The organism is Methylomonas sp. DH-1, assembly GCF_046097555.1.
Classification (GTDB): Bacteria; Pseudomonadota; Gammaproteobacteria; order Methylococcales; family Methylomonadaceae; genus Methylomonas; species Methylomonas koyamae.
The window spans coordinates 4,923,376-4,937,345 of the sequence record NZ_CP143089.1 but is presented as its reverse complement, the minus strand read 5'-3'; the positions used below and the strand labels follow the sequence as shown (position 1 = coordinate 4,937,345).

Here is a 13,970-nt window from a genome sequence, read left to right as displayed (position 1 = left end):
TATCAGAAAAGAATGGCTGCCGCATGGATAACCCAAATAAATAAATGACTACGGGCAGACTTTATATCATTTCCGCGCCGTCCGGAGCCGGCAAAACCAGCTTGGTCAAACAACTGTTTGCCGAATTGGACGGTTTGACGGTGTCGGTCTCGCATACCACGCGGCCGATGCGCAGCGGCGAACGCCACGGCAGCGATTACTTTTTCGTCTCGGTCGGCGAATTCAAAGCCATGATCGAAAACCAGGCGTTTCTGGAGCACGCGCAAGTGTTCGACAACTTTTACGGCACTGCGCAGCAGACCGTGCAAGACAATCTGGCGTCGGGCCTGGATGTGATTCTGGAAATCGACTGGCAAGGCGCGCAACAAGTGCGGCGCATGGTTCCGGCCAGCCAATCGATCTTCATTTTGCCGCCGTCGATCGAAGTACTGCGCCAACGCCTGCAAAACCGCGGCCAGGACGATGCCGAAGTCATCGCCCGGCGCATGCGCGACGCGGTGACCGAAATGAGCCACTATCCCGAGTTCGACTACCTGGTCGTCAACGACGATTTCGAACTGGCTCTAAGCCAATTGAAAAGCATCATCGTCGCCAACCGTTTGCGCCAGGACGTCCAGCAACAAAATCTGGTCGGGTTATTACAGGACTTACTCAACTAAAACCTAATTACATAGCACACACCATGAAAAACATTTCGTTGAAACGGGGTCTTGCCCTCGCCTTGCTTCCCGCTTTATTGCAATTGGCCGCTTGCTCGGACGATAAGGCCGAAGCGCCGAAAACCGCTGCTGCCGGCAACTTGAAGAAATCCGTACACCGCGACGATACCGGCGAAGCCAGCGGCTCGGAAAAGCGCCTGTTCGAAAAGGAGTTTTCCGCCAAATGCGTCGAGCGCGAATTGAAAAATTCGACCAACAAGGATGTCGACGAACCGCGCTTTAAAGAAACTTGCGACTGTATCGCCGAACATATCAAAGAAGACCTGTCGGAAATCGATGCCGAAAAATACATCGAAGACCACGAAGATACGCAAACCCTGAGCATCAAATTCGACGCGGCCGCCTATTTCTGCTTGCAAAACAAACCGCAGCCGAAAGGTCCGCACTTGTTCGGCAAACCTTCGACCAACACCGTCAACTGACAACGAAACGGGCCGCGAGTTAAGCTCGGCGCCGAGCTTAACTCGCGGCCCGGCTCGATTAGGCGCCGTGCCCGAATATAGGGCCGGCCGGCTCGGCCCGCAGCCTCTTCTCCGGCAACGGCCTGTCCAAAACCCGCACCCGCCAGCCTGACGTTTCCGGCTCGATCAACTCCAACCCGATTGCACAGACCATGACACTATCCAGCGAACTCTATTCCCAAGCCCAACACGTCATTCCCGGCGGCGTCAACTCGCCGGTCCGCGCCTTCAAGGGCGTCGGCGGCACGCCGGTGTATTTCGACCGCGCCCAGGGCGCCTACGTCTGGGACAGCGAAGGCAAGCGCTACATCGACTACGTCGGCTCCTGGGGACCGATGATCTTGGGCCACACCCATCCGGCAGTGATAGACGCGGTCAAACAATCCGCCGAAAAAGGCCTGAGCTTCGGCGCGCCGACCGAAATCGAAACCGTGATGGCGCAAAAGGTCTGCGAACTGCTGCCGTCGATCGATATGGTGCGCATGGTCAGTTCCGGCACCGAAGCCACGATGAGCGCGCTGCGGCTGGCGCGCGGCTACACCGGCCGCGACAAGATCGTCAAATTCGAGGGTTGCTACCACGGCCACTCCGACTCGCTGCTGGTCAAGGCCGGTTCCGGTGCGCTGACGCTGGGCGTGCCCAGTTCGCCGGGCGTACCCGCCGCGCTGGCCGCCGACACCATCACGCTGGCCTATAACGACAGCGACGCGGTCAGACAAACCTTCGCCGAACTCGGCGAACAAATCGCCTGCATCATCGTCGAGCCGGTGGCCGGCAACATGAACTGCGTCCCGCCCGAGCCGGGCTTTTTAGAAACGCTGCGCGCGGTCTGCGACCAATACGGCAGCGTGTTGATTTTCGACGAAGTGATGACCGGCTTCCGCGTCGGCTTGCAGGGCGCCCAAGGCCGCTACGGCATCAAGCCGGACCTGACCACGCTGGGCAAAATCATCGGCGGCGGCTTGCCGGTCGGTGCCTTCGGCGGCAGCCGCAAAATAATGGAACACCTGGCTCCGCTCGGCCCGGTCTACCAGGCCGGCACTCTGTCCGGCTGCCCGGTGGCGATGGCGGCTGGCCTGAAAACCCTGGAATTGATTGCCGCACCCGGCTTTTACGACGACCTGTCGGCCAAAACCGCAAAACTGCTGCAAGGCCTGCAGGCCGCAGCCGACCACGCCGGCATCCCGTTCGCCACCAACCAGGTCGGCGGCATGTTCGGCCTGTTTTTCAGCGAAGAAAAATCCATCAGCCGCTTCGCGCAAGTAATGGCTTGCGACGTCGAGCGTTTCAAACGCTTCTTTCATGCGATGCTGGATCAAGGCGTGTATTTGGCGCCGTCGGCGTTCGAGGCCGGCTTCGTTTCCGCTGCCCATAGCGATGAGGATTTGCAGGCCACGATCGCAGCGGCTGCCGCGGCGTTTAAGGCTTAGCGGCCAGACGGATCGCTCCGCTCGCGTTTATCCGGTTTACGCCGAAGCGGCGGCGAATAGGCAAAATAGGAAAACTACCGGTGGGGATTCGCAACTGCTGAATTGCAACTGCGGTTTTTATTGGGGCCGGCCCGCGACCGCGGGCGGCTCCGGAGCGAATCGCCGCCGAACCGGCCGGCCGGCGGGATTTAAGTCTCGGCAGGCGGCCGGATTAGAGCGCTTCTTGATCGGAAGCCGATTTTTGCACTTTAGGCTCTTGAATGGCCGTGGATTTGAAATCGATCACCGGTTTCATCGTCACGCGGGCCTTGCCGTGTAAGGTGCAAAAATCGTCGGTATCGCTGACGCGGTTGCAATGGGGGCATTTCTTCAACATATATTTTCTCCGTTAAGTCTAAATCTTCGAGGCTACTCAGCTTGATCTGGGGCCGGCCCGCTGACATGGAGGCGCCGGCCCGGTTTTTCAATAGCGCGCCGATATTTTGCCGCACAATTCCGCCGCGAGTATTACGGTTTAACCCGGCATTGCGCAAGGTGCGGGCTTAGCGCCGGCCGGAAGTCCGCCAAATATTTGTGCGCTCGCTCAAGTTTCGGCCGAAAAAATCCGGGGCAACCACCATTCCCGAAGCCGCCCTGGGTCGCCGCGCGGCAAATTAGAACATGACATTTTGCCGACTCCGGCCAATACTTGTGGCGTTTGCGCAATCAATCCGGGGTGGAGACATGAGTTTTGTCGAGATTTACTTCAACAGCTCGCTGCAAGACGTGGTCGAGATCGGCGATCAGGCCTGCAGCATCGGCCGGGCCAGTTACAACCAGGTGCATATCGGCAACAAAGGCGTGTCGCTGGTGCATGCGGCGATTTCCCGCCAAGGCGGCGAGTGGTGGCTGGAGGATATGAACAGCACCAACGGCACTTATTTGAACGGCGCCAAGATCGCCGGCCGGCAAAAGCTGCGTTTCGGCGACGTAATTACCGTCGGCAAACACGATTTGAAATTCGTCGACCAACCCACCTCGTCGGCCGGCAGTTCCGCCCACGCCGAGCAAGCGGCCGATTTCGACCGGACGTTGCTGGTCAACCCGGCGGCCGGTTCCGGGCCAGCCGCTGCGGCGGCACGGACCGGCAACCATGCCCTGCTGATACACGGCGAAGCCCGCAACATCAATAAACTGCTGCTGAACAAGGATTACTACACGATCGGCAAGGGCGCACAGTGCAGCGTGCGGGTGGGCGGCTGGTTTACCCCGAAACTGATCGCAGAAATCATCCGCCTCGGCGACCATTACTATCTGACCCCGGTCGCCAACAAGCATATCCGTTTGAACGGGCGCGAAGTCGGCCATCAGGTGCGCTTGAGCAACGACGACAATATTTTGGTGAAAAAGGTGCTGCTGAAATTCGTCGAGCAATAGCGCGGCGCTACTGGCAGATCAAAACCACCGTGATGTTGTCTGTGCCGCCGGCGGCATTGGCGGCATCGATCAGAGCCTGGGTTTTAGCTGCCAGATTGGCCGGAGCGAGGCCGGACAGGATGGCGGCGATTTCGGCTTCCTCCAACATGCCGGTCAAACCGTCGGAACACATCAAAAAACCGTCGCCGGGCGCTATTTCGACCAGTTGCATTTCCGGTTCTATCGCCGGATTGGGACCGATGGCCTGGTACAACTGGTTTGCCGGCGGTTGCCTGCCGATTTGGCCGCCGTCGTGCCACTGCCGGTACAGCGAATGGTCTGCGGTCAAGGCCTGCAAGGCTTCGCCGCGCCAGCGGTACAACCGGCTGTCGCCGACGTGGAATATCTGCATCCGGTCCATGCCGGGCAGCAGCCGGCAACCGACCAGGGTGGTGCCGCTGCCGGTACCGTCGACCGCCCCGTGCTCCCGGTTGCTCAGGTAAAGTGCGCGGTTGGCTTCGCGGACAATGTCGGCCAGTACATCGAGTTGCCTTGCTGGCAGGGCGTTGTCGGCCTGGCGCCGGCCTTTGTTGCGCCAGCGTCCCAGCCAAGCCGGCCAACGGCCGGCCGCGGCGACCGGTAAATGCCGCCCAACCAAACGCTCGACTTCGGCGACGGTGCGTTGGCTGGCGACATCGCCCCGGCCGTGGCCGCCCATGCCGTCGGCCAGCAAACAGAGGCCGGTTTCGGCGTTGAGCAACATAGCGTCTTCGTTGATTTCGCGCACTCGGCCCGGATCGCTGGCGCCATGAACGAAATAACGGTTGAAAATGCGTACGGCCGGCATGGCAATATCCTTGGGCAAGGGGAAGGTAGCGAAGTCCGGTATCGAAAAGTGGCCGTAAGCGGCCGAATTGTCAAGGCCGGCACGCCGAAATGCCGGCCGCTATGGCGCAAGCCGCACCAAAAAACCGCCCGCAGGCGGTTTAGACGTTTAGCGAATCGCGGCGGGTTTACCCTTTACGCCGCTGCAAGCCCAGCAATCCGGCCAAGGCCGAGCCGAACAGCCACGCCGCCGCCGGCAGCGGGACCGGCGCCGCGATGTCGGCGTTATCCAGCGTGAAATGGAAGCCGGCGCCGAGATATTCCTCGCCGCCGCTGGCAACGAATTCCAGCGAATCGATGCCGACAAAATTCAGAGAGAAGAATTGCGCGGCGTCGGTGTTGACCAGCAATTGCTGCTGGTACAACAGATTGCCGTCGCGATAGCCGTTAGCGGTAATCTGCATGCCCCAGCGCGAAGCCGAAGCGAAATATCCGCTGCGGAAATCGAACAAGCTGTTCGACCAAATGCCGGCCGGGCCGCCGTCGGCATTGAATGCCGCATAGTCGGCCGAAACGACGCCGTTGTAAAAGCCGGAGTCGAAATTCGCGACCTGGCCCAATTGCGGATTTTGCACCCAGAAGTTGGTCCAGTTCAAACCGGCGTAGCCGTCGGCGATGGCCGCTTCCGCATCGGCGGTAACGTCGTCGAAATGCAAAACGCCGGCATCGGCCCGGCCGAGTTGCAGCATGGATAAAGCGAAACAAACAAATGCGAAGGAGGATTTTTTCATGGCCGTATCGGATAAAAACGGTTAAAGAATGGAAGCGGCGAACCGCCCGCCGCGGACGGCGCGGTTACGGGCAGTTCAGCCGGCGGTTAGCGTGTCGGCGAGAATTTATTCACCACCAATTTGCCGCCGGACATCACCATGTCGGGGTATTCCAGCAATTTGAAGCGTTCCAAGGCATTGCCCTTGACCGCGATCAAATCGGCCGGCGCATTCGGGGACAGCGTGCCGAGGCCGGGAATGCCGGTTGCCAGACGCGCGGCGGCGGCCGAGGTGGCGGAACGCAACACGTTCAATACGTCGCCGAAGTCGATGGTATCGCCGCTGCCCAGGTGCAACATCAGATGCAGTTCTTCGCCGTTGATGCCCCACGGCACGTTGTCGTGGGCGATTTCCGAACCGTAAACCAGCGGGAAGGCCAGGCCCTCGCCGGCATGTTCCTGGTAAACGTGGCCCACCACGTGGGCATTTTGGTATAGGCCGTCGCCGCACGAGGCCAAGGTGTCTATCGTGGACGTGAATTCCATACCGTCGTGGACGGCGGAGTGCAGCAAATTGGCGTCGACCGCCGCGCACGGCATATGGGCCAGCATGTCGACGCCGGCGGCGTAGGCGATCTCGAAGCCTCTATTTTCGCCGACGTGAGCCAGCACGCGTTTACCCTGGTTATGGGCTTCGCTGACGATCCAAGCCACCTGCTGCTGAGACAATATCGGCCATGGCGCAGCCGGCACTTCGCCGTGGCCGTGCGACATCATCCACGGCGCACCGGCCTCGCCGCCCGTTTCCAGCGCGATCTTGATCGCGGAGGCGCCGCCGGCAGCCAGATTCTGTACCACGGCCCTGACTTGGCTTTCCGTGGCGTTGGCGGCAATAGCCAGGCCGACCTTATCGTAACCGCCGCCGGTATCGTCCGGCGTGAACACATTCAACGGATAGCCACCCTGGGCTTGCAGAATCGGCCCGGTGCTGAGCAGGCGCAGACTGCCGTTACCGCCTTGTGGCGGCAGCAGCGGCCCGCCGGTATCCTGCACGGTAGTGATACCGTGTTCCAGGATTTTGTCCTTGCTGACGTTCTGGAAGGTGACATGGGCGTGCGACTCGATAAATCCCGGCATGATCGTCGCGTCGCCCAGATTGTAACGGGTCGCGCATTGGCCGCTCAGGCTGGCGAAATCGCCGACGGCTTTCACTTTGTCGCCGACCACCAGCACGCTTTTATTGAATTGCACTTCGTTGCCGTCGAACAGCCGGTCGGCGCCGATCAATTTGCAGGATACCGGGACGGTGGCAGTAGCGGCGTAGACCTGGCCTGAGGCGGCCAATACGGCCAAAGCCAGGGTACTTAAGGTAAACGATCTCTGGGTGCGTGGCATAAGGAGTCCTTGTCGATTGGGTTTTAGTGATGTCCGGAGAAAAAAGCCGGCGGGGCCGACCGGATGCCGGCTGGCGCTAATCGCAATAAAATCATGGCGTTACATAGACGATTTCCGCTTGGCGGGCCGCTGGCTATCTTAGCGGTTTAACCTGGCGCGGTTTTATGCGGAACGGAGTCTTTGTTATGGCAAACGGATTTATTTGCCGAATACGTTCGGGTTCGGTGACAGTCCCAGGTTATCGGCTATTTGGCGGCCTGCGGGCATAGGAACGGCGTGAGCGCGATACGGCCGCGACTACCCGAGTTTCGGCCGGGTTGGCGGACAGCCGAAAAAAATATGCTGGGTTTGTCGATTTGGAAGTATGCCGTTCGACTAGGCTGCGTACATTTTTAATTTTCACCACACCGGAGCAAAGCGATGAATACCCCCGTCAAACCGATCCCCGAAGGCTACCAAAGCGTCACGCCTTATCTGACTGTCGACGATGCCGCCGCTGCGTTGGCGTTTTACCAGCAGGCGTTCGGCGCGGTCGAAACCATGCGCCTGCTCATGCCGGGCGGCAAAATCGGCCACGCCGAATTCACGATCGGCGTATCGCATTTCATGATTTCCGACGCATACCCGAATGCCGGCTCGGCGTCGCCTAGCAAACTGGGCGGCACGCCGGTCAAATTGCACATGTACCTGAACGACGTCGATGCCGGCTTCGCTCAAGCTGTCGCGGCCGGCGCTACACCGGTGATGGAACCAGCCGACCAATTCTGGGGCGACCGGATGGCCGCCGTCACCGACCCGTTCGGCCACCAATGGATGTTGGCGACCCACATCGCCGACGTTGACCGCAGCGAGTTTCAGGCGAAGATGGATGCGCTGCTCGCCGCCGGCGGCGACTGTGCGTGAGGCGGCGATGGCAACGATCACCCCGTTTCTGTGGTTTAACGATCAGGCCGAACAGGCCATGAATTTCTACCTGTCGGTATTCAAGGACGGCAAAGTGTTGAACCTTAGCCGTTACCCGGCCGGCGCGCCATTGCCGGAAGGCACGCTGATGACGGCCGGGTTTGTGCTGAACGGCCAGGAGTTCGTCGCGTTGAACGGCGGCCCGGCATTCGGTTTCAATCAGGCAATATCGTTTGTGGTCAATTGCGAAACCCAGGACGAACTGGACTACTACTGGGACAAACTGGCCACTGGCGGCCAAATCCAGCAATGCGGCTGGTTGGCCAACCGCTTCGGCGTGCCTTGGCAAATCGTACCGACCGCCCTGGGCCGCCTGCTCGGCAACCCCGATCCGGCCAAGGCCGCAAGGGTGATGCAGGCAATGCTGCCAATGGCCAAGATCGACATCGCCGCACTGGAACGAGCCGCCGTCGCGGCCTGACATTATTTTTAGGAGACAGCCAATGACTGAATTCAATCCGCAACTCGACCTGGTATTCGAACGCAGCGTCGACCTGCCCAAAGCACAAATCTGGCAGGCCTGGACCGTGCCGGAACACCTGATGCCGTGGTTTTGCCCGCTGCCGTGGCAGACCGTAGCCTGCGAAATCGACTTGAGACCCGGCGGCGCCTTTCTGACCACGATGCGTTCGCCGGATGGTGCCGAATTTCCCAATGTCGGCTGCTACCTGGAAATCGTCGAACACCGACGCCTGGTCTGGACCAATGCGCTGTTACCGGGCTTTCGGCCCAAATTGTTCGGTTCCGCTGATAGCGCACCTTGCGGCGAGTTTGCGATGACCGGCATCATCGAACTGAGCGACCACCCGCAAGGCACGTTGTATCGAGCGACCGTACTGCACGCCGACCCGGCCGGCCGCGAGCAACACGCGGCGATGGGCTTCGAGGCAGGCTGGGGCAAGGCGCTGGAACAAATGCTGGCTTATCTGCAAGGCCGGGGGACGCCGTTATGAAATACCTGTTGCTGATTTATTTCCAAGAACAAAACCTGGCCGAAGCCGAACGCCAGGCCTGTTACGACGAGTCGCGTCAACTGGCGCAGGATCTGGCAGCGAAAGGCCAGTTTGTCGCCGCCAGCCCGCTGCAACCGACCGCGCTGGCGACCAGCGTGCGAGTGCGGGACGGTAAGCGTCTAGTCACGGACGGCCCATTCGCCGAAACCCGCGAACAACTCGGCGGCTATTACCTGATCGACGTTCCCGACCTGGACCACGCCCTGGCCGCCGCGGAACGCATTCCGATGGCGCGCAAGGGCACCGTCGAAGTCCGGCCGTTGATCGAATTGGAGGGTTTGCCGCAATGAATCGGGCCGGCCTCGATGCCTTACGCGCGGAAGTGAGGCTGGCGACTGTGTCCTCCTGCGTGTTTCGGGCCCGACAGTCTCCGAGATGCCGATGCTGGATGGCGGAATCGAGAAGACAATTTGCCAACGTGAGCCGCATCCAGCTCAGCCGCAATACACCTCGTCCTGTTCGATCAGAAACAAGACCCAGGAAAATTGGCCGGTACTGATCTTGCTGCCGCAATAACCGCACTCGCCGCTTTGGCCCATGTTGTCGGCCGGTGCGCCGCAACTGGGGCATTGGCTCAGGCTGTAGGGCTTGTCATGGCGTTGGGCGCCGCTGCGGCGGACGAAGGTCCAGTATTCGGAAAAACGCCTGAGCGACGTTTTCGAGCCGCCGACGATTTTGCCGCCGGCGTCTTCGGTGTAGTCGTTGCAAGCGGCGAAGATGCGTACGGTGATGGCCTCGTAAAATTTATCGCTGTCGATTTTTGCCAGCACGATTTGCTCGACGCGCAGATTTTCCAGACGGTTGAACCAGCCGCGTTCGATGTACATTTTCTGCCAAAAGGCATTGGTTTCGTAGAGCCGGTCCGATAACAGATGCCGCGCCGCCTGCCAATCGCGCCGGCTCCAGTGGCCGTATATCGCCGCGAAATAATTGCGCACCACGTCGTTCTCGAACGGCGCCCAGAATTGTTGCCACTCGGCGATGCCGTAGCGCTGCTGCCAGCGGTTCATCTGTTCGATCAAATCCGCTTGCTTGACCGTGACGGCTTGGGTGCCCTGTTCTTCGGCGTAAGCCGCCAGCCCTTCCACCGCCGGCACGGCGCGGGTGCCGACCACGACGCGTTTGCCCAAACACCATTGTGCGCCGCCTTTTTGCACGCTGGCGCCGCAATAACCGCAGACGCCGGCGTCGGTGAAATGCGCCGGCCCCCCGCATTGGGGACAGCTCACGCTTTGCATTTTTTCCGGCTCGGCCGACAGCAAACCTTTGCGCCGGTAAAATTGCCAGCGCTCGACCACCGCATAGCGCGAACGCCGACCCTTCAAATCCAGTGTGTAATTGGCGTCGATTTCTACGGTGATGGTATCGCTATCGCTGCCAGACGTGCCGACCTCCAACCAGCGCAGGCTATTGACGACGATTTCGCTGACGGTCCAGGGCTGCGAACGTTCGAAATGCCCTTGCAACTCGGTGCTCAAGAACGGCGACAGGTAGCTAAATTCGGGCTTGGTGGAATATTCGTAGAACTTGCAGTACAGCGAATGGGCAAAATCCAAAAACACCACGGCGGAAAAGTTGGCGTCTAACTGTTTCAAAGCCGCGATTTGTTCGGCAATGCTTTGCTGGCGTTGCGCGCGGTATTGGGCCGGTGGCGCCGTCACGACGCTGCGTGCGCCGGCCTGGCTGCGGATCACGATAATAACGATCGCGACGATGATGATGAACAGGATCAAAGCTTCTAAAGACGACATCGGGTGGGCGCTGCCCGACGCGCCGCTCGAGCTGTCGTGCGTGCTCCAACTTGAGCCGGAATGGGAAAAACTCGAACTCGACGAGCTGTGCGAACTATGGGAACTGCTGGAGTGGCCGCCGCCGGGCCGGGCCGGCAAAGGTTGGGAAACGGCCAGGCCGGCCAGCGCCAGGATCAAGAGCAGCTTTTTCATAAGTCGATATCCAGCCGGTCCGGCAGTTCGTTGATGTCGCCGTCTTGCACCGGCAAGTAGCGGGCGAATGCCGCGGCCGTTTTTTCCAGCGCCCGCAGCAGGCTTTGTTCCGGTTGGCTGTCGCCGAATATGCCGTCGAACTCGTTTTGCAACTCCTGCCATACCTCCTGCGGCACCGCCAACTGCAAACCGCGGTCGGCCAGCAGAAACACCCGCCGTTCCAGCAACGAGCAATACACCAGGAAGCCGGTTTTGTCCTTGGTATGCTGAATGCCGCCTTTTTGGAAAATGGCCCTGGCCATGATTTCGACGCACTTGTCGCGCACTGGCCGGCGCACGCTGCAGCGCTTGGCCGCCGGCAGCGAACCGCAGCCGGCGGCCGCGGCAAACGCCAGTAGCGGCGCGTAATAAATCAACCAGTTTTCGAAATAAACCGGCGCGTACATCATTACGGTGAAACTCAACCAAGCCGCCGCCAAGCCCCACAGCAGCGGTACCGAGCTATAGTCGGCGGAGCGGGCGCGAAATACCACCACCGCTTCGGCCTGCGAGCCGTTTTCCAAGTTTTTGATCGCGTCCCACAACCGGCTTTGGTAGGCCGGCGCCAAATACTGTTTCATAGGCTTGTTCCAGCTTGATCTATACTCTGGCTTGCTGCCCGGTGCGCCGATAGCGTCGGCTGCGCGGGGCGGGCAAACCCGTTCTGCAGCTAAGTCTAGTCGTTTTGCCGAACGGCGTGGTTAAACATCGGCCTGCCGATGCCCACGCGGCGGGCGCGCCAAACGAACACCCAATTCAAAAAATCCACAGGAGACACGCATGGGACTTTTCGACGGTTTGCAACGCCAATTGCGTTCGGTCATCGAATGGCAAAATCCGGCACCAAACGCCTTGTTCGAACAATGGACCGACAATGGCGACGAAATCAAAAACGCCTCGACGCTGATCGTCGGCCCCGGCCAGGGCTGTATTTTCGTCTACCGCGGCAAGGTGCAGGCGGTGTTCGACAGCGAAGGTTCCTACAATCTGCAAACCGACAACATCCCGTTCTGGACCACGATTGCCAGCTTCATGCAATTCTTCGAAAGCCAGTACAAGGTCGGCATCTATTTCTACCGCAAGACCGTGATTCTGGACCAGAAGTGGGGCACCAGCTCGCAGATCAAGTACCTGGATCCGACCTACAAATTTCCGGTCGGGCTGCGCGCTTACGGCAATTACAGTTACCGTCTGGCCGAACCCGCCCAGTTTTTCGTCAACGTGGTCGGCGAACAAAACCTGTTTACCACCGAGCAGTTGCGCAGCGTCATCGTCGCCCGCCTCAGCCAGCCGCTGGCCGATTTTCTGGCCACCAGCCGTTTCGGCTATCTGGACATCGACACCAACCGCGAGGAAATCGCCGCCGGCGTGATGCAAAAGTTGTTGCCGCAGTTCGCCGAGCTCGGCTTTGCCCTCACCGATTTTCGGATCGAAGGCACCGACTTCGACGAAGAAACCTTGAAACGCGTCAACCGCATCGCCGATATGACCGCCGAGGCCCAGGCCGCCAAGGAAGTCGGTCTGGACTACGCCCGCATCCAGCAACTGGAAGCGATGCGCGAAGCCGCCCGCAACGAAGGCGGCGGCGCGGGCATGGGTATGGGCTTGGGCGCCGGCATCAGTTTCGGCCAAACCATGGCGCAAGCGATGAACCAACCCGCTGCGGCGCCGGCCGCACCCACCCAGGCTGCACCCGCCGATCCGATGGAAAAACTGGCGCAGCTGAAAAAACTGTTCGAAGCCGAATTGATCACCGCCGAAGAGTACGCCGAGAAGAAAAAAAGCATTTTGGACGGTTTGTAAGGCGAGCCGGCAACGCGGCCGCCATTACCGCTGCGACGCTGGCCGTCCGGCGATGCCATGCCGGTAAAAAGCCAGATCAGCCGGCTAAGTGCCGGAAAAATGCGGCCCGGGCGGCCGCCAGTTTTCATTTGTGTACTATCCTTGGCAACGACATTTACACCGTTGGGAATCGACCATGGATATCGCCGAACTGCTGACGTTTTCCGTCAAGAATAAAGCCTCCGACTTGCACCTTTCCGCCGGTTTGCCGCCGATGATACGGGTGGACGGCGATATTCGCCGGATCAACATCCCGGCGCTGAATCATAAGGAAGTGCATGCGTTGATTTACGACATCATGAACGACAAACAGCGCCGCGACTACGAAGAGTTTCTGGAAACCGACTTTTCCTTCGCCTTGCCCGGCGTGGCCCGGTTCCGGGTCAACGCCTTCAACCAGGACCGCGGCGCCGGCGCGGTATTCCGCACCATTCCGTCGAAAGTCCTGACCTTGGAAGAGCTGGATGCACCCAAGTTTTTCCAGGAATTGTGTACCAAACCGCGCGGCTTGATCCTGGTGACCGGACCGACCGGTTCCGGTAAATCCACCACGTTGGCGGCGATGATCAACCACATCAACAACAACGATTATGCCCACATCCTGACCGTCGAGGACCCGATCGAGTTCGTCCACGAAAGCCAGAAGTCGCTGATCAACCAGCGCGAAGTCCACCGCGACACGCTAGGATTCAACGAAGCGTTGCGTTCTGCTTTGCGGGAAGACCCGGACATCATCCTGGTCGGCGAGATGCGCGACCTGGAAACCATTCGTTTGGCGCTGACCGCGGCCGAAACCGGCCACTTGGTGTTCGGCACCCTGCACACCACCTCCGCCGCCAAGACCATAGACCGGATTATCGACGTGTTCCCGGCCGCCGAGAAAGACATGATCCGCGCCATGCTATCGGAATCGTTGCAGGCGGTTATTTCGCAAACGCTGTTGAAGAAAGTCGGGGGCGGCCGGATCGCTGCGCACGAGATCATGGTCGGTACCCCGGCGATCCGCAACCTGATCCGCGAAGCCAAGGTGGCACAGATGTATTCGGCGATTCAAACCGGGCGCAAGGACGGCATGCAGACGCTGGACCAAAATTTAAAAGAGTTGGTCGACAAGGGCCTGATTACCGCCAAAGCGGCGATGACCCGAGCCGTCAATAAAGACATGTTCCGCTGATT

16 protein-coding genes are annotated in these 13,970 nt (G+C 59.8%); 10 read left to right on the top strand and 6 right to left on the bottom strand.

All coding sequences use genetic code 11. The features are described from left to right. Positions 1 to 44: 44 nt before the first annotated feature. The 3 genes from gmk (at position 45) to hemL (ending at position 2,610) form a co-directional block, all read left to right on the top strand. Positions 45 to 659, top strand: coding sequence for a guanylate kinase (gmk, locus tag VXJ35_RS22580; RefSeq protein WP_054763485.1), 615 nt, complete (start codon positions 45 to 47; stop codon positions 657 to 659). 23 nt (positions 660 to 682) lie between these two features. Further along, positions 683 to 1,141 carry a hypothetical protein gene (locus tag VXJ35_RS22575; protein WP_064023295.1) on the top strand — a complete coding sequence of 153 codons (459 nt, stop codon included), beginning with the start codon at positions 683 to 685 and terminating at the stop codon, positions 1,139 to 1,141. Between the two features lie 191 nt (positions 1,142 to 1,332). Continuing rightward, positions 1,333 to 2,610 (top strand): glutamate-1-semialdehyde 2,1-aminomutase, encoded by a 1,278-nt coding sequence (gene hemL / locus VXJ35_RS22570; protein ID WP_064023294.1) that lies wholly within the window; start codon positions 1,333 to 1,335, stop codon positions 2,608 to 2,610. Positions 2,611 to 2,821: 211 nt separating this feature from the next. Here the strand turns inward: hemL and VXJ35_RS22565 are convergent, their stop codons facing one another. Further along, positions 2,822 to 2,986 (bottom strand): hypothetical protein, encoded by a 165-nt coding sequence (locus tag VXJ35_RS22565; protein ID WP_157198268.1) that lies wholly within the window; start codon positions 2,984 to 2,986, stop codon positions 2,822 to 2,824. 347 nt (positions 2,987 to 3,333) lie between these two features. Here VXJ35_RS22565 and VXJ35_RS22560 point away from each other — a divergent pair, with 347 nt between their 5' ends. Further along, positions 3,334 to 4,026 carry an FHA domain-containing protein gene (locus VXJ35_RS22560; protein WP_064023293.1) on the top strand — a complete coding sequence of 231 codons (693 nt, stop codon included), beginning with the start codon at positions 3,334 to 3,336 and terminating at the stop codon, positions 4,024 to 4,026. Positions 4,027 to 4,033: 7 nt separating this feature from the next. Here VXJ35_RS22560 and VXJ35_RS22555 read toward each other — a convergent pair whose 3' ends face one another. The 3 genes from VXJ35_RS22555 to VXJ35_RS22545 all read right to left on the bottom strand — a co-directional run bounded on the left by VXJ35_RS22555 (position 4,034) and on the right by VXJ35_RS22545 (position 6,994). After that, on the bottom strand, positions 4,034 to 4,852 hold the full coding sequence (locus tag VXJ35_RS22555) for a PP2C family serine/threonine-protein phosphatase (RefSeq protein WP_064023292.1): 819 nt from the start codon (positions 4,850 to 4,852) through the stop codon (positions 4,034 to 4,036). Between the two features lie 166 nt (positions 4,853 to 5,018). Continuing rightward, a complete protein-coding gene (locus tag VXJ35_RS22550; RefSeq protein WP_064023291.1) occupies positions 5,019 to 5,621 on the bottom strand; it encodes a hypothetical protein in 603 nt (200 codons plus the stop codon). Positions 5,622 to 5,707: 86 nt separating this feature from the next. After that, entirely contained in the window at positions 5,708 to 6,994 is a 1,287-nt protein-coding gene (locus VXJ35_RS22545; RefSeq protein WP_064023290.1) for an amidohydrolase family protein, read from the bottom strand. A gap of 420 nt (positions 6,995 to 7,414) precedes the next feature. On the opposite strand from VXJ35_RS22545, the gene VXJ35_RS22540 reads away from it, so the two are divergent. The 4 genes from VXJ35_RS22540 to VXJ35_RS22525 are packed head-to-tail and all read left to right on the top strand — an operon-like array spanning position 7,415 to position 9,260. Continuing rightward, on the top strand, positions 7,415 to 7,897 hold the full coding sequence (locus tag VXJ35_RS22540; protein WP_064023289.1) for a VOC family protein: 483 nt from the start codon (positions 7,415 to 7,417) through the stop codon (positions 7,895 to 7,897). A gap of 7 nt (positions 7,898 to 7,904) precedes the next feature. After that, complete coding sequence (locus VXJ35_RS22535) at positions 7,905 to 8,378, top strand: VOC family protein (protein WP_064023288.1); 474 nt, start codon at positions 7,905 to 7,907, stop codon at positions 8,376 to 8,378. 22 nt (positions 8,379 to 8,400) lie between these two features. After that, positions 8,401 to 8,910 (top strand): SRPBCC family protein, encoded by a 510-nt coding sequence (locus tag VXJ35_RS22530; RefSeq protein ID WP_064023287.1) that lies wholly within the window; start codon positions 8,401 to 8,403, stop codon positions 8,908 to 8,910. Then, positions 8,907 to 9,260 (top strand): YciI family protein, encoded by a 354-nt coding sequence (locus VXJ35_RS22525; protein ID WP_064023286.1) that lies wholly within the window; start codon positions 8,907 to 8,909, stop codon positions 9,258 to 9,260. The genes VXJ35_RS22530 and VXJ35_RS22525 overlap by 4 nt, the downstream gene beginning before the upstream one ends. 144 nt (positions 9,261 to 9,404) lie before the next feature. Here VXJ35_RS22525 and VXJ35_RS22520 read toward each other — a convergent pair whose 3' ends face one another. Further along, entirely contained in the window at positions 9,405 to 10,913 is a 1,509-nt protein-coding gene (locus VXJ35_RS22520; RefSeq protein ID WP_064023285.1) for a TIM44-like domain-containing protein, read from the bottom strand. Next, complete coding sequence (locus VXJ35_RS22515; protein WP_064023284.1) at positions 10,910 to 11,533, bottom strand: TPM domain-containing protein; 624 nt, start codon at positions 11,531 to 11,533, stop codon at positions 10,910 to 10,912. Before VXJ35_RS22515 ends, VXJ35_RS22520 begins: the two co-directional genes overlap by 4 nt. Before the next feature lie 199 nt (positions 11,534 to 11,732). On the opposite strand from VXJ35_RS22515, the gene VXJ35_RS22510 reads away from it, so the two are divergent. Then, on the top strand, positions 11,733 to 12,755 hold the full coding sequence (locus VXJ35_RS22510; RefSeq protein ID WP_064023283.1) for an SPFH domain-containing protein: 1,023 nt from the start codon (positions 11,733 to 11,735) through the stop codon (positions 12,753 to 12,755). 175 nt (positions 12,756 to 12,930) lie between these two features. Further along, positions 12,931 to 13,968 (top strand): type IV pilus twitching motility protein PilT, encoded by a 1,038-nt coding sequence (locus tag VXJ35_RS22505; protein WP_054759731.1) that lies wholly within the window; start codon positions 12,931 to 12,933, stop codon positions 13,966 to 13,968. Positions 13,969 to 13,970: the final 2 nt, after the last annotated feature.